The sequence below is a fragment of the Microbacterium abyssi genome, assembly GCF_015277895.1.
Classification (GTDB): Bacteria; Actinomycetota; Actinomycetes; order Actinomycetales; family Microbacteriaceae; genus Microbacterium; species Microbacterium abyssi.
Genome location: NZ_CP063815.1, coordinates 1,901,726 through 1,922,974 on the forward strand (window position 1 = coordinate 1,901,726; position 21,249 = coordinate 1,922,974).

A 21,249-nucleotide genomic window follows, 5' to 3' on the forward strand; every position below is an offset into this window, starting at 1 on the left:
CTACCCACTGCGCTAATCGGTCAGCTCGCGCACCACGGCATCCGCCAGAAGACGCCCCCTGAGCGTCAACCGGATCCGACCCTGCAGCGCAGTGGCCGCATCCACCAAGCCGTCCGCGATGAGGCCAGCCACGCGCGTGCGGTTGGCCTCGGGCAGGTCGGCGATCGCCATGCCGTCTGACAGGCGCGTCTCCAGGAGCACGCGCTCCAGCAGATGCGACTCCCGGTCCGGGCGCTCGGTTCCCGCCGCAGGCGATTCGGATGCCGCGAGCCGCTGCGCGTATGCCGCAGGGTGCTTCACGTTCCACCAGCGCAGTCCCGCGACGTGACTGTGCGCGCCGGGACCGAAGCCCCACCAGTCGCTCCCGCGCCAGTACGCCAGGTTGTGGCGCGAGCGCTGCCCGACGCTTCGCGCCCAGTTGCTGACCTCGTACCAGTCGAAACCGGCCTGCGCCAGACACGCGTCGGCGAGCTCGTACATGTCGGCCTGCAGGTCGTCGTCGGGTGCAGGCACCTCGCCGCGGCGGATCTGCCTGGCGAGCTTCGTGCCGTCCTCGATGATCAGCGCGTACGCCGAGACGTGGTCGGAGTCGAGCGCGATCGCGGCATCCAGCGACGCCTCCCAGTCGGCGAGCGACTCGCCGGGAGCGCCGTAGATGAGGTCGACGCTGACGGCGAGTCCCGCGTCCTTCGCGGCGTCCACCGCCGTGCGCACATTGTCCGGGTGGTGCGTGCGGTCGAGCGCCGCCAGAACGTGCGGCACGGCGGACTGCATGCCGACCGACAGCCGCGTCACGCCGGCATCCGCGAGAGTACGCGCCACGTCGGGTGTCACGGTGTCGGGGTTCGCCTCGACCGTAACCTCGGCGCCGTCGGCGATGCCGAACGCGGAGACAGCAGCCTCCAGCATCCGCGCCAGGTCGCCGGGCGGCAGGAGCGTCGGGGTCCCGCCGCCGAAGAAGACCGTCTCCATCGGGCGCAGCGCGCCCGCCTCGCCCAGCACCTGTCGAGCAAGGGCGATCTCGGCACCGAGGGTGTCGGCGTACTCGTCCTGCCGCGCTCCGCGCAGCTCGCCGGAGGTGTACGTATTGAAGTCGCAGTAGCCGCAGCGGACGCGGCAGAACGGCACGTGCAGGTATGCCGAGAACGGCCTCGACGCATCGACGGGCAGATCCGAGGGCAGTCTGCCATCAGCAGGAGCCGGATCCCCGATCGGCAGGGGCCCCGCCATCAGAGCGGCGTCGCGTAGAGCGGTGAGATCGCACGCAGGTATCGGGCGAACAGCTCCTTGCGGCGCCGCTTCACCAACCACGGCAGGGACCGGTACAGAACCGAATTGGGAGCGTCGAAAGCCCGCACCGTGAACCACACCTCGTCGCTGTCCTCACGCCAATCGATCTCGAACAGCTCCTCGCCGCTGACGACCGAACCGCCGACGGTGCCGAGCACCAGGCCCATCCGGCGCGCCTGCTCGGTCACCGAGATCACGCGCAGCTCGGCGTCGGCACGCATCCCGCCTACCCGGCCGCGCAGGCGAAGGGTCATGCCGGGCCCGGCGAACGGTGTCCCCTCGGCGTCGAAGCGCTGCTCCACCTCGCGCGTGCTCGGCGCGATCGGATTGCCCTCGGCGTCGAAGCTGACACCCGCGTATGCCGGGCCGGATGCCGGACGCACATCCTGGACGGCCAGACCGGCCGCGCGCTGCGCGGTCCACGACAGCAGCGCCTCGCCCGCGCTGCGGAACCGCTCCTCGCCGCTGCCCAGCCGCCAGGACTCCTCGGCCGGGATACTGCGCTCCGGCGGGTACTGCATCAGGTCGGGGGCGTGCGTCGCCCCGACCGCCGCATAATCGACCGTGTCGTCTCGGAAAGTCCCGCGCCGCATGAAATCCAGACTACTTCCGTTACCTGAGTGAACACCCCCGCGGGGCAGCCGCTACTTCTTGTCCTTGCCTTCGACGTCGCCGGACAGCGCCGCGATGAACGCCTCCTGGGGGACCTCGACGCGACCGACCATCTTCATGCGCTTCTTGCCCTCCTTCTGCTTCTCGAGCAGCTTGCGCTTGCGGCTGATGTCACCGCCGTAGCACTTGGCGAGCACGTCCTTGCGGAGGGCGCGGATCGTCTCACGGGCGATGATCCGGGCGCCGATGGCCGCCTGGATCGGAACCTCGAAGTTCTGTCGGGGAATGAGCTTGCGCAGCCGCTCCGTCATGAGCGTGCCGTAGGCGTACGCCTTGTCGCGATGCACGATCGCGCTGAACGCATCGACCTTGTCGCCCTGCAGCAGGACGTCGACCTTCACCAGATCCGCCTCCTGCTGGCCGTCCGGCTCGTAGTCGAGGCTGGCGTAACCCTGCGTCTTGGATTTGAGGTGGTCGAAGAAATCGAACACGATCTCGCCGAGCGGCATCCGGTACCGCAGCTCCACGCGCTCCTCGGAGAAGTACTCCATCCCCAGCAGCGACCCGCGGCGGGACTGGCACAGCTCCATGACCGTGCCGACGTAGTCCTTCGGCAGCAGGATCGCGGTCTTCACCATCGGCTCCGCCACAGAGGCGACCCGCCCGTCCGGGTACTCGCTCGGATTGGTCACCGACACGGTGTCCCCCGTGTCGGTGGTGACTTCATAGATCACGCTCGGCGCGGTCGTGATCAGGTCGAGACCGAACTCTCGGCTGAGCCGCTCGGTGATGATCTCGAGGTGCAGCAGGCCGAGGAAGCCGCAGCGGAAGCCGAAGCCGAGGGCCACAGAGGTCTCGGGCTCGTACTGCAGCGAGGCATCGGACAGCTTCAGCTTGTCGAGGGCCTCCCGCAGCTCCGCGTAATCGCTGCCGTCGATCGGGTAGATGCCGGAGAACACCATGGGCTTGGGATCGGTGTATCCGGCCAGAGCCTCGGTCGCCCCGTCTCGGCTCGTCGTGACGGTGTCGCCGACCTTGGACTGGCGCACGTCCTTCACACCCGTGATGAGGTAACCCACCTCGCCGACGCCGAGCCCCTTGGACGGAATCGGCTCAGGACTGGAGACGCCGATCTCGAGCAGCTCGTGGTTCGCGTGCGTCGACATCATCTGGATGCGCTCGCGCGGCGACAGGTCGCCGTCGATCATTCGCACGTAGGTCACGACACCGCGGTAGGCGTCGTAGACGGAGTCGAAGATCATGGCACGGGCCGGAGCATCCGGATCGCCGACGGGCGCTGGGATGTCCTGCACGATGCGGTCGAGCAGCTCCTCCACCCCGACGCCGGTCTTGCCCGACACCCGCAGCACGTCCTCCGGCTTGCCGCCGATGAGGTCGGCGAGCTCCTTGGCGAAGCGGTCGGGGTCGGCTGCCGGCAGGTCGATCTTGTTCAGCACGGGGATGATGTGCAGGTCGTTCTCGAGCGCCAGGTACAGGTTCGCCAGGGTCTGGGCCTCGATGCCCTGCGCGGCGTCGACCAGCAGGATCGCACCTTCGCACGCGGCGAGCGAGCGCGACACTTCATACGTGAAGTCGACGTGCCCCGGCGTATCGATCATGTTCAGCGCGAACGTGTCGCCGTCGGCGGACCACGGCATCCGCACCGCCTGGCTCTTGATGGTGATGCCGCGTTCGCGCTCGATGTCCATGCGGTCGAGGTACTGCGCGCGCATGTCCCGATCCGACACCACGCCGGTGATCTGCAGCATGCGGTCGGCCAGCGTCGACTTGCCGTGATCGATGTGGGCGATGATGCAGAAGTTGCGGATCTGCGAAGGCGGCGTCGCGGCAGGCGAAAGCGGAGTGAGAGCGCGTGGTGACATGTCTCCAGCAGTCTACGGTCAGGCGGCCCTAATGCTCGATTCGCGAAAACCGGTGATAGTCTCGCGAGGTTGCCCTGTACAGATCGATGACCCCGAGTGTCAGTTGCAACCCGACTCCGTACCAGCCGCTGGGCGGATCGGTCGCACAAAAGAGTCTGAGGTGTTTGAATACTTCGGACTCGGCGTTGCGTCGGCCGATCCCGGGCGCGCCTGCAAAGAGAAAGACATCACCTTGATCAAGTATCTCCTGCGCCGGTTCCTCGGCTGGCTGCTGATGATCGTGGTCGCGACCAACATCACGTTCTTCCTGGCTTGGGGATTCCTCAACCCGCGGAACAACTACGTCGGTCGACGCCCGCCGCTCAGCGAAGATCAGATCGTCAACCTGCTCGAGCCGCGCAACCTCAGCGACACCGTCCCGATCTGGGAGCGCTGGTGGAACTGGTTCAGTTCGATCCTGTTCCGCTGGGATTGGGGCGTGAGCCCCACCGGAGGTTCGATCAACGAGCAGATCAGCTACCGCATGTGGGTCAGCGCGGAGCTGGTGCTCGGTGCCACGATCATCATGACGGTGCTCGGCGTCGCTCTCGGCGTCTACACGGCGTCACGCCAGTACAAGCTCGCCGACCGCATCGGTCAGGGCACCTCGATCGTCACGATGAACATCAACGTCATCGTCGCAGCCCTCGGCCTCGTACTGCTGGCCATCGCATTCAACGATCTCGTCGGTATCCGCATCTTCTACGTGACCGGTGCCGCCAGCCAGGGCGTGGAGGGCTTCTTCCCCGTACTGATAGACAAGTTGCAGCACATCACGCTGCCGACGATCGCGCTGGTGATCACGGGCTACGCGGGCACTCACTTCCTGCAGCGGTCTCTGCTGCTGGACAACATCAACGCCGACTACGTCCGAACCGCACGCGCCAAGGGCCTCACCAAGCAGCAGGCGATCCGCAAGCACGCGCTGCGGACATCGCTCATCCCCGTCGCCACGCAGGTCGCCTTCAGCATCCCCGGCATCTTCACCGGCGCGATCCTGACCGAGACCATCTTCGCGTGGAACGGGATGGGCAAGTACTTCATCGAGACCATCACGAAGAGCGACATCAACGGCGTCGTGGCCGTCGCCGCATTCAGTGCCGTCATGGTCGCGATCGGCGCGATCCTGTCCGACATCATCGTCGTGGTACTCGACCCGCGAGTGAGGGTGAGCTGAGCATGAGTGAAATGATCGACCCCACCGTCGCCGTTGCCGAGGACGACAGCTCGCAGGCGGCGTCCGGCGGCAAGCCGCTGTCGAAGTGGACCCTGTACACCCGCCGCTTCATGCGCAACAAGCCGGCCGTGGCCGGCATCATCATCTTCCTGGCGCTCGTGCTGTTCGCGATCATCGGGCCGCTGGTCGCGAAGTACGACCACATCGAGCTGGACTTCCTCAACCTCGGCACTCCGCCTTCGCCGGAGCACTGGTTCGGGACGACCGCATCGGGGAACGACACGTTCGCCCAGGTCGCGATCGGCCTGCAGCGTTCGCTCATGATCGCCGTGTCGGTGTCGCTCGGCACGACCATCCTCTCCGCCATCATCGGCACCGCCGCCGCCTACTTCGGCGGACGCACCGAGAAGGTCACGCTCCTGGTGATCCACTTCATGATGGTGGTCCCCAGCTTCCTCATCCTGTCGCTCCTGTCGAACCGGTCCGGTGGCGACTGGCGAGTGATCGCGCTGATCATGATCTTCGTGACGGGCTGGTACTTCCCCGCCCGCGTGGTGTGGACCACCGCTCTCTCGCTGCGTGAGCGCGAGTACGTGCACGCCGCACGCTACATGGGCGTCGGCGGATTCCGGATCGTCCTGCGTCACCTCATCCCCAACATCGGATCGCTGCTGGTGATCAACTTCACCCTCGGCATCGTCAACGCCGTGATGGCGGAGACCGGCCTGTCGTTCATCGGCTTCGGCGTGAAGATCCCCGACGTGTCGCTCGGCTCGCTCATCGGGTCCGGCGCGAACACGATCACCAGCGCACCATGGCTGTTCTATTTCCCGGCCGCGGCGCTGACGCTGCTCACCGTCTCGATGGCTCTGGTCTCTGACGGTCTACGCGATGCCCTCGATCCGACTTCGGCGGCAGGAGGCCGCGCATGAGCGCCATCATCTCGGTTCGCGACCTCAAGGTCAGCTTCGCCTCGGAGGCGGGGCGCGTGGATGCCGTGCGCGGCGTCTCGTTCGACCTCGAGGAGGGGAAGACCCTCGGCATCGTCGGCGAGTCCGGCTCGGGGAAGTCGGTCACGTCGCTGGCGATCATGGGACTGCTCGACGAGAACGCCAAGGTCACCGGGTCGATCGTCTACGACGGGCAGGAACTGCTCGGCAAGACCGACAAGCAGATGTCGGTGATCCGCGGCAACGGGCTCGCGATGATCTTCCAAGACCCGCTGACCTCGCTCACCCCGGTGTTCACGATCGGCGACCAGCTGATCGAGGCGCTCACGGTGCACCGCGGGCTCACCAAGAAGGACGCCTGGGACCGCGCGATCGAGCTGCTGCGCCTGGTCGGCATCCCGCAGCCCGAGAAGCGTATGAAGGGCTTCCCGCACGAGTTCTCCGGTGGCATGCGCCAGCGCGTCGTGATCGCGATCGCTATGGCGAACAACCCGAAGCTCATCATCGCCGACGAACCGACGACTGCCCTGGACGTTACGATCCAGGCGCAGATCCTCGACCTGATCGAGAAGGCGCAGCAGGAGACCGGAGCTGCGACCATCATGATCACGCACGACATGGGCGTGGTGGCCCGCATGGCGGACGACGTCATGGTCATGTATGCGGGCAAGCCGATCGAGCATGCCCCGGTCGGCGAGCTCTTCCACCACACTCGGATGCCGTACTCGATCGGTCTGCTCGGCGCCATCCCCCGAGTCGACAAGGCCGAGAAGGAGCCGCTGGTTCCCATCAAGGGCAACCCTCCGCTGCTCATCGACCTCCCTGACGCCTGCCCGTTCGCTGACCGGTGCCCCATCGCGATCGCCGCCTGCCGCGACGGAGAGCCTGCCCTCCTCCCGGTCCAGACCGGCACCGGCGCATCGCACGACGTGGCCTGCATCCGCGCCCACGAGATCGAGGACGGCGGCCTGATCGGCGGGCTTCCGGTCTACCCGGTCCACGAGGTTCCCGAGAGCGCACTCACGCTCACGCCGCGCGAGCAGCGCCCGATCACCCTCGACGTGCGCAACCTGAACAAGTCTTTCCCGCTCATGAAGGGCGCTTTCCTCAAGCGCAAGGTCGGCGAGGTGCACGCCGTCAAGAACGTCACCTTCGACGTCCGCGAGGGCGAGACTATGGCGATCGTCGGCGAGTCGGGGTCGGGCAAGACCACGACACTGCTCCAGATCATGGACCTCGTCAAGCAACACGACGGTGACATCGTCATCAACGGCACCAGTGTCAACGACATCACCCGCCGCAAGGTCGAGCGTCAGGTCCGCCGCGACATCCAGATCGTCTTCCAGGACCCGATGGGGGCCCTGGATCCGCGCATGACCGTCGCCGATGTCATCGCCGAGCCGCTGCGTGCGATCGGCACGCCGAAGGACGAGGTGCACCGCCGCGTTCAAGAGCTCATGGATCTGGTCGGACTCAACCCTGCCCACATCGACCGATTCCCCGGCGCGTTCTCGGGGGGCCAGCGCCAGCGCATCGGCATCGCCCGCGCCCTTTCGACGAACCCGAAGATCATCGTGCTCGACGAGCCGGTCTCGGCGCTGGACGTGTCGATCCAGGCTGGCGTCATCAACCTGCTCGACGAGCTGAAGGTGAAGCTCGGGTTGTCCTACCTGTTCGTGGCGCACGATCTGTCGGTGATCCGGCACATCGCTGATCGCGTGGCAGTGATGTATCTCGGCGACTTCGTCGAGCACGGCGACGTGGAGGAGATCTTCGAGAATCCGAAGCATCCGTACACGAAGGCTCTGCTCTCGGCCATCCCGGTGCCCGATCCTGACATCGAACGCAGTCGCGAACGCCTGATCTTCAACCCCGACACGATGCAGGCCGAGCCCATCGTCCGCTGAGCCTGCGGACGGAGTGCAACGCTCGGTTACCGTCCGATAACAGTTAGGCGCCATTCACTCTGCCCGGGAGAATTCCGCCACCGTGCGAACTATTCTCGCCTTATGACACGCCGAAAGGCGAAAGGAGCACCATGAAGCAGCACAAGCTGATGGGGGCGCTCGCGTTCAGCGGAGCCCTCGCACTCGCCCTCGCGGGCTGTGCGGCCGACACCGGCGACAACGGTGACGGTGGCAACGAGCCCGTCGAGACCAAGGCATCGGACTACAACCCGCAGCCGCGCGAGAACCTGGCAGTGGGCGGCGAAGCCCGCTTCCCGATCAACGAGATTCCGGAGCAGCTGAACTCGTTCAACGGAGACGGTTCCGCGGACACCGCGCGCATAGCTGCGTGGTACATGCCCCAGATCCTCCTGCAGAAGGACGACGGCACGCCGTACAAGCACGACGCCTACCTCGACGAGTGGAACATCGAAACCGTCGACGGCAACACCCAGATCACCTTCACCTTCACGGATGAGGCGCACTGGAACGACGGAACCGACATGGACTGGACCGCCATCGAGGCCACCTGGAAGGCGAACAGCGGCGAGAACGAAGAGTTCAACCCGAACGCGACCGACGGTTACAAGCAGATCGCCTCGGTCGAGCAGGGCGACACCCCGAAGACCGCGATCGTCACGTTCGACGGCGAGTTCGCATGGCCGGAGATGCCGTTCCTGACGGGCATCATCCACCCCGCGCTGGCTGACCCGGCGACCTTCAACGAGGCCATGATCGGAGACCCGCACGCCGAGTGGGGTGCAGGTCCCTACACGATCGACGAGTTCGACTCGAACGCCGGCTACGTGTCCTTCGTGCCGAACCCCGAGTGGTGGGGCGACGAGCCCCTTCTCGAGCAGGTCTCCTTCCAGGCCATGGACGCCGCAGCATCGATCAACGCCTTCAAGGCAGACGAGATCGACACTGTCGAGGTCACGAGCAAGGACCGCCTCGAGCAGGTCAAGGACATGGACGACATCTCGATCTACCGTGCCACGCAGACCGCGAGCACGCTGATCCAGGTCGACGCCGACAAGCCGCAGTTCGAGGACGTCAAGGTCCGCGAGGCGTTCTTCAAGGCGATCAACATCGACCAGCAGAAGGAGATCGCCTGGAACGGTCTGGACTACGAGGAGGAGCCGGCCGGCTCGCTCACGCTGTTCCCGTTCCAGCCGGGCTACTCCAACGCGCTGGCCGAGGCCGGCTGGGAGTACAACCCTGACGACTCGAAGGCACTCCTGGACGAGGCCGGCTGGACCGAGGGCGAAGACGGCATCCGCGAGAAGGACGGCGAGAAGCTGTCGGTCGTCTACCCCGTCTGGAGCGACAGCCCGACGAACGAGGCTCTCGCCAAGGCGCTGCAGCAGCAGATGAAGGAGGTCGGCATCGACCTTCAGGTCGACATCCGCCCGTCTACCGACTTCTCGAACGACTACACGTCGAAGAACTGGGACGTCTCGTCGCTGCGCTTCACCTCGTCCGACCCGTTCGGTGCTGCCTGGTTCTGCCAGCTGTACTGCATGGACATGGGCCTGAACCTCTCGGGTGTTCAGAACGAGGAGACCGACCAGCGCATCCACGAAGAGGTCGAGTCGCTTCCGACCGCTGAGGAGCAGACGGCCGCGGCCATGAAGCTCGAGGCAGAGATCTTCCAGGAGTGGGGCCTCATCCCGCTCTACAACGGTCCGATCATCTCGGCAACGAAGACCGGTCTCGCGAACCTCACCCCTGAGCCCTACGTGGGCCTGGACGGCTTCGGCGTCCAGCCGGTGGAGAACGTGGGCTGGGAGAAGTAAGCACTTCTGACAGTCGAGGCGGGGTCGGTGGTTCATCCACCGGCCCCGCTTCTTCGTCGTCCGCGCTTCTATGCTGGAACCGTGAACGTCCAGGTGGTCCTCGTGCACGGCATCCGCACGTCCCGCACGATGTGGCGTTCCCAGCTCGCGCACCTCGCCGAGCGCGATGTACAGACCGTCGCGGTCGACCTTCCCGGACACGGATCGCGCATGGCCGAGACATTCACTCTGGGTGCCGCGTTCGCGGCGATCGACGATGCTGTACAGGATGCCGCGACAAGAGGTCCCGTGCTCCTCGTCGGCCATTCGATGGGCGGTCTGCTCTCGATCGCCTACGCAGGAGCATCCTCCGCTCCCCCGGTCTCCGCGTTCATCGGCGCCTCCTGCACGGCGTTCCCGCGCGGAGTCGGCCTCGCGACATATCGTGCGCTGGCCCGTACCTTCAACTCGCTTCCGGACCGGGGCATGTGGCTCACGAACCGAATGCTCGCCGCCACGATCCCCGAGGAGACCCGTTCGGATTTCGCCGCCGGCGGCTATGCACTCGACATGCAGGACGTCGCGTTGGCGACCCTGGGCCGGTTGGATCTCGCCGCCGACCTGCGCCGGCTGCGCATGCCGGTGTGGTGGATCAACGGTCAGTTCGACCAGCTGCGCATGCAGGAGCGACTCTTCCAGCGGATCACCCCGCACTCCGAGCTCATCGTCGTGCCCCGCACGTCGCATCTCGTCACGGCGATGCGGCCGCGGGTGTTCAATGCGCTGCTGGATGTGGCGATCGCGACGACGAATCGGGGCGCACTGGAACATGATGCACCGCGATCGTCATGATCCCTCCGAGGACGGACAGGATGCCGGCGGCGAGGAACAGCAGCCAGAATCCGCCGACGAGCGCGACGAGCCCCGCACCGAGCAGCGGTCCCAGCAGTTGACCGAGGCTCGCTGAGACGTTCACCACGCCGAGATCCCGGGCGTGATGCTCGGGGCGCGGCAGCAGGTCTGTGGCGAGGGCGAGGCTGACCGCCATGTACGCACCGTACCCGGCGCCCATCACACCTGCGGCGATCGCGGTGCCGATGAATGTGGGTGAGATGAGGATCATCACAGCGGACGCCGCCTGCACGAGCGCGGCGATGATGACGATCGGCTTCCGCGTGCCGGTGCGGTCCGAGATGGAGCCTGCGATCAGGGATGCCGCGACCACGAAGATCGTGTAGATGACGATGAGCACCAGCAGGTCGTCCTCGGCGGTGGCTGCGGGCGACCCGACGCCGTACAGCAGGAAGAACAGCAGTAGCGCCGTCCCGAGCGCGTTGCCGAGGTTCACGGTGAGACGGCTCGCGAGCACCCATCCGAAGTTGCGATCCTGCAGGGCGCCGAGTCGGTCACGCCAGGGCCCCCGCACTCGTGCACGGGGGCGCGCGTGCACGATGTCCGTCGGCAGCGGGTCAGGAAGGAGCAGCGCCGTGCCGAGGCCCACGATGAGGATGAACCCCGCGAGCATCACGTAGCCGGCGCCGATGCCGAGACCGAGCAGCACGACGGCGCCCACGCCGACGACGATGCCCACGGCCTGCGCAGAGCTCACCAGCGCGGATGCCGTGCCCCGCTGTGCGAAGACCTGGTCGGCGATCATCGCCGTGAGTGCGGCCGAGATCACGGCGATGCCGACGGACACGCCCACCCAGGCGGCGCCGACCGTCACGGGCTCGGTGGCGACGCCGGCGAGCAGCAGGGATCCGGCGGTCAGCAGCGTGCCGCCGATCGCCCAAGGGCGTCGTCTTCCGAATCGCGATCTCGTGCGATCGGACAGCATCCCGGCCAGTGGCCCGGCGACGACGCCCGCCAGTCCGCCGATCGAAAGGATGAGTCCCGACCATACGACTCCGGTGATCCAGTCCTGCGGCCCGCCCGGGGTGTCCAGCTGCTGCGGCAGCAGCAACTGGACCGGAGTGAGCTGCACGGTCCACACCGCGAGCCAGGCGACGCCGAACAGCGTCAGCCAAGCCCCGCCGACACGTCCGCCCCGTGGCGCCAGGCCGTTCACCGGGCGCCTGCGATCAGGCCGCGGTACCAGTCGAACGACGCCTTCGGCGTACGGCGCGACGTCTCCTGGTCGACGTGCACGAGACCGAAGCGCTGGGTGAAGCCGTCCGCCCATTCGAAGTTGTCCAGGAGGCTCCAGACCGTGTACTCCTCGACGTCGACGCCCTGGGCGATGGCATCCGCCACCGCGCTGACATGCCCGGCGAGATACTCGATGCGCTGCCGGTCGTCGAGAGGCCCGTCGACACGGTCCGGCTCGGGGAAGGAGGCGCCGTTCTCGCCGATGATGATCGGCGGCAGGTCGTCGCCGTATCGCTGCTTCGCGTCGACGAGGAATGCCGTCAGGGCTGCCGGATCGATCGGCCACAGCTCCCCGAAGCCGGTGTGCTCCGCGCCGGCGGTCGGCACGGGCACAAACGGCACAGGCGCACCTTCCGGCGCCGCGGCGATCGTGGTCGGGTTGTAGTAGTTGACCCCGTAGAAGTCGGATGCCGACGCGATGACGTGCAGGTCGTCACCCTGCACCGGCATCTCGGCGCCGAGCGGCGCGAGGTCGGGGTACCTGCCGGTCAGCACCGGGTCAGCGAACAGCCGGTTGTGCACGAGGTCGTAGAGCTGCGCGGCCGTCCGGTCGGTTTCGGAATCGGATGCCGGACGCACCCAGGTGTGGTTGTTCACGATGCCGACGGCATCCGCTCCATGCGCGCGCAGCACGGCCGCCGCGCGGCCATGTGCAAGCAGCTGATGGTGCACGGTCGGCAGCGATTCGAACAGCAGCTGCCGCCCCGGCGCCAGCTCGCCGATCGCGTACCCCTGCAGCGAGGTCGAGACCGGCTCGTTGATCGTGTACCAGTGCCGGACACGGTCGCCGAGCGCCGTGGCGACAAGGTCGGCGTACGCGGCGAATCGCTCAGTGGTGTCGCGTGAGAGCCATCCGCCATCGGCTTCGAGTTCGCCCGGGAGATCCCAGTGGTACAGGGTCGGGAACGGCGTGATGCCTGCGGCGAGCAGGTCGTCGACGAGACGGTCGTAGTACGACAGCCCGGTGGACGACGCAGGTCCCCTCCCATCGGGCTGCACGCGCACCCAGGAGATCGAGAACCGGTATCGATCGACGCCGAGGTCTCGCAGGAGGTCGACGTCCTCACGACTGCGGTGATAGCTGTCCGGTCCCGGCTCCGCCGTCGAGCCGTCGCGGACGCGGCCGGTCGTGTCGACGAAGTCGTCCCAGATCGAGCGGCCACGGCCATCGGCGGTGCGGGCGCCCTCCACCTGGAAGGCCGCGGTCGCAGCGGACCATCGCAGGCCTTCCGGCGCGCGCGGGGACAGGGTCGGTGCATCCGCCATACGGAGCTCCTTCGCTCGGGTACGCTCAGCTTGCCGCATCCGAAACGTCCAGCGCGAGCGACGCGCAAGGGAAGGTCCGCAGACCTGGTAGACTCGATTCTTGGCTTGCGTGTGGGTTTATCCCTCACGACCGTCGGACGGCAGCCCTCTTCCTGCCCACGACAACATCCCATCCATCCCTGAACGAAAGTTTCCACGCGTGGCAAACATCAAGTCGCAGATCAAGCGCAACAAGACCAACGAGAAGGCTCGCGCCCGCAACAAGGCCGTGAAGTCCGAGCTCAAGACCGCCGTCCGCACCACTCGCGAGGCCATCGCCAAGGGCGACAAGGCCACTGCCGAGTCTTCGCTCAAGGTGACCTCGAAGAAGCTCGACAAGGCCGTCAGCAAGGGCGTCATCCACGAGAACCAGGCTGCGAACCGCAAGTCGTCGATCGCCAAGCAGGTCGCGGCTCTCTGAGCTGAGCCTTTTTTCGAAGGCCCGTCCCGTTTCGCGGGGCGGGCCTTCGGCGTCCCCGGCGTACCACGACGACGGCACGGCTGCAGGGAGTTTCGCACGGATGCAGGGCGACACGCCGTGGTTTCAGCATGCATCCGTGAATCGGCCCTGCATCCGTGCGGGCGGATGCCGTTCAGCGGAGGCGTGCGGGATGGATGCCGTTGCGTGCAGGGTGGCGGATGGATGACGTTGCCTGCAGGCGAGCGGGCGGGTGCCGTTATGCGGAGGCGTCCTCGGCGATGACGGCGCGGGCCTCTTCGGGCTCACCGGTGACGTCGCGGGCCAGACGATCCTCGAGGTCGATGCCCCCGAGCGGCTCCTCATGCCACCGCTGAAGAACCCAGCCGCTGTCGGGGTCGCCGTCGAGCACGCACATGCCGGTGTTCTGCAGCCGTCGCTGCACGGCGGTCTCGGACGCCACGTTCGCGGCGCGGGACGACGCCCATACGCGGATGGCTGCACCGTGGCTCACCACAGCAGCCGCGGCATGGTCCTGGGCGATCCCGGCGATGGCGGCATCGAAGCGGTCGAAGAAGTCGTGGCCGCTCTCGCCGTCCGGGATGGCGTGCGCGAGATCGCCGTTCGCCCAGCGCCATCCGCCCTCGATGTACTCCTGTACGGCATCGCCGTCATTGCGCATCTCGAGGTGCCCCGCGGAGATCTCCTCGAGCCCCTCACGCACCCGGATGCCGAGCCCGCGCGCGAGGGCGAAGGGCTGGCCCGTGAGCTGTGTGCGGGTGAGCACCGAGGCGTACACCCCATCGACCTGCTCGCTCTCGAGCACCTGCGGGATCGCCGCGGCCTGTGCGAAGCCCAGCGCCGTCAGCGCGGCGCCGGGACGCGCGGTGTCGAGTGCGCCTGCGACGTTGCTCGGGGTCTGACCGTGTCGGATGAGGAGGAGTCGCATGCCTCCACCCTACGCATCGGCTCGGTGCCTAATCGCCGAACGGAGCGCGGGTGGCGATGACCGTGACCATGCGCTCGAGCGCGAAGATCGGGTCGCGTGCGGCGCCCTTGACCTCGGCGTCAGCGCGGGCGGTGGCCTGGATCGCCAGGCCCAGCGACCGTTCGTTCCACCCGCTCAGATCGCGTCGGGCGCGATCGACCTGCCAGTCCTTCATACCCAGACGCTGCGCAAGGCTTCGGCTGGGTTCACGGTGCCCGGCGACACGCGCCATGGTGCGCAGCTTCATGGCGAACGCGGCGACCATCGGCACCGGATCGGCGCCCGAGTCGAGCGCGTGCCGCAGCGCGACCAGCGCTTCTCCGTACCGGCCGGCGATCGCCGTGTCGGCGACCACGAACGCCGACACCTCGACCCGCCCGCCGTAGTACTTCGTGACCGTCTCTTCGGTGATGTCTTCCTCGACGTCGCGGATCAGCTGCTGGCAGGCTGCGGCGAGCTCGGTGAGGTCGTCGGCGAACGCTGACACGAGTGCGCGCAGCGCGTTCGGGGCGATCCTCCGGCGCGCGGCCTTGAACTCCCCGGCGGCGAAGTCGACCCGGTCGCCGTCGCGCTTGATGGTGGGGCAGGCGATTTCGATGCCGCCGCCCGTGCCGGCGCGCAGTGCATCGAGGAGCTTCTTGCCGCGCACGCTCGCACCTGTGTGGCGGAGCAGCACCGTCGCGCCCTCCTGCGGGTGGTCGAGATACGCGACGGCCTCCTGCAGGAACGCGTCCGTGCAGCGCTCGACACCTGAGACGCGGACGAGCCGCGGCTCCCCGAACAGCGACGGAGAGGTGAGCGACAGCAGCGTCCCCGGCGCGTAGTCGTCGGCGCGCACATCGCTGACCTCGAGCGCCGGATCCTCGGCACGCAGATAGTCACGGATGCCGGCGATCGCCCGCTCGGCGCAGACCTCTTCCGGGCCGGACACGAGCACGACGGGTGCGGGCCGCGGATCCCGCCAGGAGACCTGCTGCACCTTGGTCGCCTTCGCGCTGCCGCGGGCGGAGGAACGAGGAGCACCCATGGATACGAGCCTACTCGGGGTCATCGACACCGGCGGCGTCGACGGCGCTGTCCGTCCTCTCCGTCCACACCGTCAGAGCCTCCTCCTCGAGAGCGACGAGGATTCGGCCCTGCAGGTCCGTGCGCAGCGTCAGGGCGCCGGCCGCCTCAGTGGTCGCGATGGTCTCCGCCCGCGGATGACCGTAGTCGTTGTCCACTCCCGCGCTGAAGATCGCGACGGATGGCTGCACCTGCGCGTACAGTTCGGGATCCTGGTCGGCGCTGCCGTGGTGCGCGACCTTCACCACGGGGTAGGTCCCGTGCAGCTGCGGCGCCAGCATCCGCTGCGGGACGGCGGAGAGATCGCCGAGGAACAGCGATCGCGGCACACCTCCGCCGTCTATCTCCAGCACGATGCTGGCGTCGTTCCCCGCGGGGAAGGCTGCGGAGTTCTTCCGCGGCCAGAGGACGCGCCACTGCGCGCCGCCGAGGGTGCCTTGCATGCCTGCGGATGCCGATACGATCTCGGCGCCGCCTTCGCGAAGCGTGGCGAGCAGTCGACGCTCGTCGTCGGATTCGACAGGACCGTGCAGCACCGTCCCCACCCGCCCCGTCACGGTGTCGGCGGCGCCGACGTGATCGGCGTCGAAGTGCGTGAGCACGAGCAGGTCGATCCGATCGATGCCGAGCGCGCTCAGGCACGTCGTGAGCGGCTCGGACTCCATCCCGGCGTCGATCAGCGCGATCCGCTCCTCCGACCGGACGACGAGCGCATCGCCCTGGCCGACATCGCATGCGGCGATCGCCCACTCGTCCGGCACCGTCGTACCCACGAGCGGCCCGGTCAGCAGCATCCGCGCACCGAGCAGAGCACCCGCTACCACGAGCACCCCGGCCGACGCGATCCGTGACCACTGCGCCGCCCGTCCGCGGAACGGGGACGCGCCGGCCAGCAGGATCCCGATCGCGGCACTCAGCACCGCGACGAGCAGGGCCGCGCCGATTCCGGGCACCACCAGCGCGGTACCGCCGGGCACCGACGCGGAGACGGTAGCGGTCGTCGCGATCCATGCCGCAGGCAGCCAGGCGGATGCCGCGAGCAGATCCGCCAGCGGCGGGACGGGCGCGGCGAGACAGGCGAGGAGCCCCACGACCGTGGCGATGGGTGCTGCCGGGTCGGCGAGCATGTTCGCCGGGATGCCGATGAGCGATTGCTGCTCCGCGAACAGGGCGATGATCGGTCCGCATGCCAGCTGCGCGGCGACGGGGATGCCGATCGCTAGGGACAGGGGCTGCGGCATCCATCTCGACAGGCCGCGCGACAGCGGCGGGGCGAGCACGATGAGGGCCGCCGTCGCCGCGGCGGAGAGCGCGAACCCTGGCGTCGCCGCGAGCCACGGATCCGAGATCAGGATGCCGGTCACGGCGAGGCACAGCACCCCGATGCCCGCGCTCGGACGACCACACAGCAGCGTCAGCATCGCGATCCCCGCCATGACCGAAGCGCGTATCACGCTGGGTTCGGGGGTCACGAGAACGACGAAAGCCGCCAGGGCGGTGAGCGCCGTCACGATCCGCAGCCGCCGGCCTCCGCCGCAGAGCCCGACGAGCCAGAAGACGGCGCCGACGACGATCGCGCAGTTCGCCCCGCTGACCGCGGTCAGGTGGCTGAGGCCGCTCGTGAGCATCGCTGCGTCGAGCTCCTCGGACACCGCTCTGGTGTCACCCACGGCGAGACCGGGCAACAGGCCGGCTCCCGGTTCAGGTAGTCGGATCGCCCGTTCCACGAAGTCCTCCCGCACCTGCGCGGCGATGCCGAACGCACCCTGCGCCGGCTGCACGACCTCGATCCGCATCCCGAACACCACGGTCGCGGCGCGCTCCCCCGGGTCGGTTGCCATCGCGTCGCCGCTGACGCGGATGACGGCGCCGAGGTCCAGCCCGGCCCCGGGATCCACGCCCACGCGCATCGGTGCGACGAGCGGCTCCGGCGACCCGAGTGTCCCCGCGCGGATCGACTGGACGTCGAACCAGATCCTGCCGTCACTCCCCTTCGACGACGAGGACGAGATCTCGCCGACGATCTCGACCACCCGTCCGTCCAGCGATGCCGCGGCATCACGAGCGGGCGCGGCGAGAGCGGCCGTCAGCGCCGCAGCTGCGGCAGCGAGGGCGAGAAGCACGACCAGCCCGCCCCGCGGGCGCGGTTCCTCACGCCGCCACGACATTCGCCACAGCATCCCGAGCCCGCCGATGCCGGCGAGGCCGACGCCCCACCAGGCAGCATCCGGGATGAACACGCACACCAGGGATACGACCCAGACGAGCCCGGCCAGCGGCACCAGTCGCAGGTCACGCACCCGCGTGACGCCGGTCATACCCGTACCAGCTCGCGGAGACCGGCGAGGAGCTTCTCGCCGATGCCCGGCACCGCGAGCAGGTCATCCACCGAGCCGAACCGTCCGTTCGTCTCGCGCCAGTCGATGATTCGCTGCGCGAGCGCGGGCCCGATACGCGGCAGCGTCTCCAGTGCGGCCAGATCGGCGTTGTTGAGGTCGATCAGGCCGTCTCCCACGGGAGCGGACGCACCGCTGTCCGGCGCGGGTCCCGACGTCGGCACGACCAGCTGCTCTCCGTCGCTCAACAGGCGCGCCAGATTCACCGCCTGCAGGTCGGCATCCTCGAGCGTGCCGCCCGCCGCTGCCAGCGCGTCCACCACACGCGCGTCCGGCTCCAGCACGTACAGGCCCGGCTCGTCCACCTGCCCCAGCACGTGGACGTAGAGTTCGCCGCCGACCGCGACGTCGTCCTCGGATGCATCGATCTGCACCGTCTGCGTCGGCTCCGCCTGTCCGCGCATGATGCCGAGCCCCACCGCCGCCGACAGCACGACGAGGCCGAGCACGACGGCCGCGCCGATGCTCAGTCGCAGGCGCGAACGCGCCGTCGGAGCGGACGCGGATTCACTCGCTGGCACCCCGCCACGCTAGGTCCGCGCACCGGTCGCAGGATGCCGGGATCACGGCATCCGTGGAGAATCCGCTGATGCCGCTGGATGTGCAGAGCCGGTCGGGCCGGAGTCCGGCTTCGACTCGCCTGCGGCTCAGCCCTTGACGGCGAAGTTCACCAGCTTCGGCGCGCGGACGATCACCTTGACGATCTCCTTGTCGCCGATCGCGCGGATCACGCGCTCGTCGCCGCGAGCCAGCGCCTCCAGCTCATCCGCCGTGATCTTCGCGGGAACCTCGAGCTGCGCGCGCACCTTGCCGTTCACCTGCGCGACTGCCGTGATCGTGTCTTCGACGAGCAGCGCAGGATCCGCCTGACGCCACGTGACCAGGCCCACCGACGGCTCGTGTCCGAGCGTCTCCCACATCTCCTCCGCGGTGTGCGGAGCGATGAGGTCGAGCATCACGGCGACCGTCTCGACGGCTTCGCGCACGGCGGGATCGCCGGCTCCGGCGCTGGAGTCCACCGTCTTGCGGGTTAGGTTGACCAGCTCCATCAGGCGCGCCACGAGCACGTTGAACTTCGTCTGCTCCACCAGCGCCGGAGCATCCGCCAGCAGCTTGTGCGTGCCACGGCGCAGGGCAGCGTCACCGTCCTTGAACAGCACGTCGACCGGGCTCGACACTTCGTGGCTCAGACGCAGCGCACGCGCCAGGAACTTCTGCGCGCCCGTGGTGGAGACGTCGGCCCAGTCCTTGTCGTCCTCCACCGGCCCGGCGAAGGCGAGTCCGACCCGCAGCGCGTCGGCGCCGTGCTTGTCGAGCTCTTCCTGGAAGAGCACCAGGTTGCCCTTGCTCTTGGACATCTTGGCGCCGTTCAGGATCACCATCCCCTGGTTGATCAAACTGGAGAACGGCTCGGTGAAGTCGATCAGCCCCATGTCGAACAGCACCTTGGTGATGAATCGCGCATACAGCAGGTGCAGGATCGCGTGCTCGACACCGCCGATGTAGCTGTCGACCGGCGCCCAGCGGGACGCCTCGGCCGGGTCGAACGCGAACTGGTCGCTGTTCGGCGACAGGAAGCGCAGGAAGTACCACGAGCTGTCCACGAAGGTGTCCATGGTGTCGGGATCGCGCAGCACCGGCTCGCCGGACGCGGGATCGACGGTGCGCACCCACGACTCAGCGGCGCCCAGCGGGGAGGAGCCCTTCGGCGACAGGTCGAGGCCCTCAACGCTCGGCAGGCGGACGGGCAGCTGATCGACGCCGACAGGAGTCACTTCGCCGTCGTCGTGGTGCAGCATCGGGATCGGCGTGCCCCAGAAGCGCTGGCGCGAGATCAGCCAGTCGCGCAGCCGGTAGTTCTTCGCCGCGCGCCCGGTGCCTGCGGCCGTGAGCTGGTCGATCGCACGCGCGACGGCGTTGCGCTTGGACAGCCCGTTGAGGTCGCCGGAGTTGATCATCCGCCCCTCACCCGCCAGCGCGACACCCGTGACCGAGGGATGCCGATCGTCGAGACCCTCGGCGGGCTCGATCGGCACGCCGTCCTCGTCGACATCGATGACGGGCATGGCTCCGGTGATGGGAGCCGTGGTGTCGACGACGACCTTGACGGGCAGGTCGAAGGCGCGGGCGAAGTCGAGGTCGCGCTGATCGTGCGCGGGCACGGCCATGACGGCACCGTGCCCGTAGTCTGCCAGCACATAGTCGGCGGCCCAGATCGGCAGTCTCTCGCCGTTGACCGGGTTCACCGCGAATCGCTCCATGAACACGCCGGTCTTAGGGCGGTCTGTCGACTGGCGGTCGATGTCGGTGGTCTTCTGCACCCGCTCCAGGTACTCCTGGAACGCCGTGCGCACCTCGGCCGGCGCATCCGCGGCGAGTTCCGCGGCCAGATCGGAGTCGGGAGCGACGACGAAGAAGGTCGCACCGTGCAGGGTGTCGGGCCGCGTCGTGAACACCGTGACGGGTTCTTCGCGGCCCTCGATGCGGAAGTCGACGTCGGCGCCGACCGAGCGGCCGATCCAGTTGCGCTGCATCTGCAGCACCTTGTGCGGCCAGCGCCCCTCCAGCTGATTCAGGTCATCGAGCAGCCGGTCGGCGTAGTCGGTGATCTTGAAGTACCACTGGGTCAGCTTCTTCTTGATGACCTCGGCGCCGCAGCGCTCGCAGCGACCGTCGACGACCTGCTCGTTCGCGAGCACCGTCTGGTCGTTCGGGCACCAGTTCACGGGGCTCTTCTTGCGATACGCCAGGCCGCGCTCGTGCAGCTGCAGGAACAGCCACTGGTTCCAGTGGTAGTACTCGGGGTCGGAGGTGTGCAGCTCGCGCGACCAGTCGAACGAGACGCCGTACGCCTTGAAGCCCACCTTCTGCTGGTCGATGTTCTGGTACGTCCACTCGCGCGGGTCGGCACCGCGACGGATCGCCGCGTTCTCTGCCGGCAGTCCGAAGGAGTCCCACCCGATCGGGTTCAGGACGTTGTGTCCGCGGTGACGCCAGAAGCGCGCCACGATGTCCGAGTACAGGTAGTTCTCCGCGTGTCCCATGTGCAGGTCGCCGGAAGGGTACGGGAACATCGCCAGCACGAACTTGCGAGGGCGGTTGTCCTCCGCGCCGCCGGCGAGGAAGGTCTCGTTGTCGGCCCAGTACTTCTGCCACTTGGCTTGGATGGCGTGCGCCGACGTGGACTCGTCGACGGACTCAGCGGAGGCGGTGGAGAATTCAGACAACGAACGGCCAATCTCAGGGAGTGGACTGCG

Annotated in this window: 16 protein-coding genes; 6 read left to right on the top strand and 10 right to left on the bottom strand. The window is 67.8% G+C overall.

Annotated features, from left to right (window positions below):
- Positions 1–12 precede the first annotated feature (12 nt).
- From hemW to lepA, 3 genes are read right to left on the bottom strand one after another with little or no spacing between them, the layout of a single operon-like run.
- Positions 13–1,230: a radical SAM family heme chaperone HemW gene (hemW, locus tag IM776_RS09245; protein WP_194419791.1), complete on the bottom strand. Its 1,218-nt coding sequence runs from the start codon at positions 1,228–1,230 to the stop codon at positions 13–15.
- A complete protein-coding gene (locus IM776_RS09250) occupies positions 1,230–1,883 on the bottom strand; it encodes a DUF1990 family protein (RefSeq protein WP_194419792.1) in 654 nt (217 codons plus the stop codon). Before IM776_RS09250 ends, hemW begins: the two co-directional genes overlap by 1 nt.
- A 51-nt stretch (positions 1,884–1,934) precedes the next feature.
- Positions 1,935–3,785 carry a translation elongation factor 4 gene (gene lepA, locus IM776_RS09255; protein ID WP_194419793.1) on the bottom strand — a complete coding sequence of 617 codons (1,851 nt, stop codon included), beginning with the start codon at positions 3,783–3,785 and terminating at the stop codon, positions 1,935–1,937.
- Positions 3,786–4,017: 232 nt separating this feature from the next.
- Here lepA and IM776_RS09260 point away from each other — a divergent pair, with 232 nt between their 5' ends.
- The 5 genes from IM776_RS09260 (at position 4,018) to IM776_RS09280 (ending at position 10,524) form a co-directional block, all read left to right on the top strand.
- A complete protein-coding gene (locus tag IM776_RS09260; RefSeq protein ID WP_194419794.1) occupies positions 4,018–5,001 on the top strand; it encodes an ABC transporter permease in 984 nt (327 codons plus the stop codon).
- A gap of 11 nt (positions 5,002–5,012) precedes the next feature.
- Complete coding sequence (locus IM776_RS09265) at positions 5,013–5,933, top strand: ABC transporter permease (protein ID WP_228479690.1); 921 nt, start codon at positions 5,013–5,015, stop codon at positions 5,931–5,933.
- Positions 5,930–7,858, top strand: a complete 1,929-nt coding sequence (locus tag IM776_RS09270; protein WP_194419796.1) for an ABC transporter ATP-binding protein — start codon at positions 5,930–5,932, stop codon at positions 7,856–7,858. The genes IM776_RS09265 and IM776_RS09270 overlap by 4 nt, the downstream gene beginning before the upstream one ends.
- Before the next feature lie 131 nt (positions 7,859–7,989).
- On the top strand, positions 7,990–9,693 hold the full coding sequence (locus IM776_RS09275) for an ABC transporter family substrate-binding protein (RefSeq protein ID WP_194419797.1): 1,704 nt from the start codon (positions 7,990–7,992) through the stop codon (positions 9,691–9,693).
- A gap of 81 nt (positions 9,694–9,774) precedes the next feature.
- Positions 9,775–10,524, top strand: a complete 750-nt coding sequence (locus tag IM776_RS09280) for an alpha/beta fold hydrolase (protein WP_194419798.1) — start codon at positions 9,775–9,777, stop codon at positions 10,522–10,524.
- Here the strand turns inward: IM776_RS09280 and IM776_RS09285 are convergent.
- Positions 10,448–11,740, bottom strand: a complete 1,293-nt coding sequence (locus tag IM776_RS09285) for an MFS transporter (RefSeq protein WP_228479691.1) — start codon at positions 11,738–11,740, stop codon at positions 10,448–10,450. The two genes, IM776_RS09280 and IM776_RS09285, sit on opposite strands and share 77 nt — an antisense overlap.
- Positions 11,737–13,086, bottom strand: a complete 1,350-nt coding sequence (locus IM776_RS09290; RefSeq protein ID WP_194419799.1) for a GH1 family beta-glucosidase — start codon at positions 13,084–13,086, stop codon at positions 11,737–11,739. The genes IM776_RS09285 and IM776_RS09290 overlap by 4 nt, the downstream gene beginning before the upstream one ends.
- Positions 13,087–13,285: 199 nt before the next feature.
- Here IM776_RS09290 and rpsT point away from each other — a divergent pair, with 199 nt between their 5' ends.
- Positions 13,286–13,546, top strand: a complete 261-nt coding sequence (gene rpsT, locus IM776_RS09295) for a 30S ribosomal protein S20 (protein WP_194419800.1) — start codon at positions 13,286–13,288, stop codon at positions 13,544–13,546.
- A gap of 256 nt (positions 13,547–13,802) precedes the next feature.
- Here the strand turns inward: rpsT and IM776_RS09300 are convergent, their stop codons facing one another.
- From IM776_RS09300 to leuS, 5 genes are all read right to left on the bottom strand, one after another.
- Positions 13,803–14,492, bottom strand: coding sequence for a histidine phosphatase family protein (locus IM776_RS09300; RefSeq protein WP_194419801.1), 690 nt, complete (start codon positions 14,490–14,492; stop codon positions 13,803–13,805).
- 28 nt (positions 14,493–14,520) lie between these two features.
- Complete coding sequence (gene holA / locus IM776_RS09305; protein ID WP_194419802.1) at positions 14,521–15,558, bottom strand: DNA polymerase III subunit delta; 1,038 nt, start codon at positions 15,556–15,558, stop codon at positions 14,521–14,523.
- A 10-nt stretch (positions 15,559–15,568) separates the two neighbouring features.
- Positions 15,569–17,914 (bottom strand): ComEC/Rec2 family competence protein, encoded by a 2,346-nt coding sequence (locus IM776_RS09310; RefSeq protein ID WP_194419803.1) that lies wholly within the window; start codon positions 17,912–17,914, stop codon positions 15,569–15,571.
- Entirely contained in the window at positions 17,911–18,513 is a 603-nt protein-coding gene (locus IM776_RS09315; RefSeq protein WP_228479692.1) for a ComEA family DNA-binding protein, read from the bottom strand. The genes IM776_RS09310 and IM776_RS09315 overlap by 4 nt, the downstream gene beginning before the upstream one ends.
- Positions 18,514–18,639: 126 nt before the next feature.
- Positions 18,640–21,219 (bottom strand): leucine--tRNA ligase, encoded by a 2,580-nt coding sequence (gene leuS / locus IM776_RS09320; protein WP_194419804.1) that lies wholly within the window; start codon positions 21,217–21,219, stop codon positions 18,640–18,642.
- Positions 21,220–21,249: the final 30 nt, after the last annotated feature.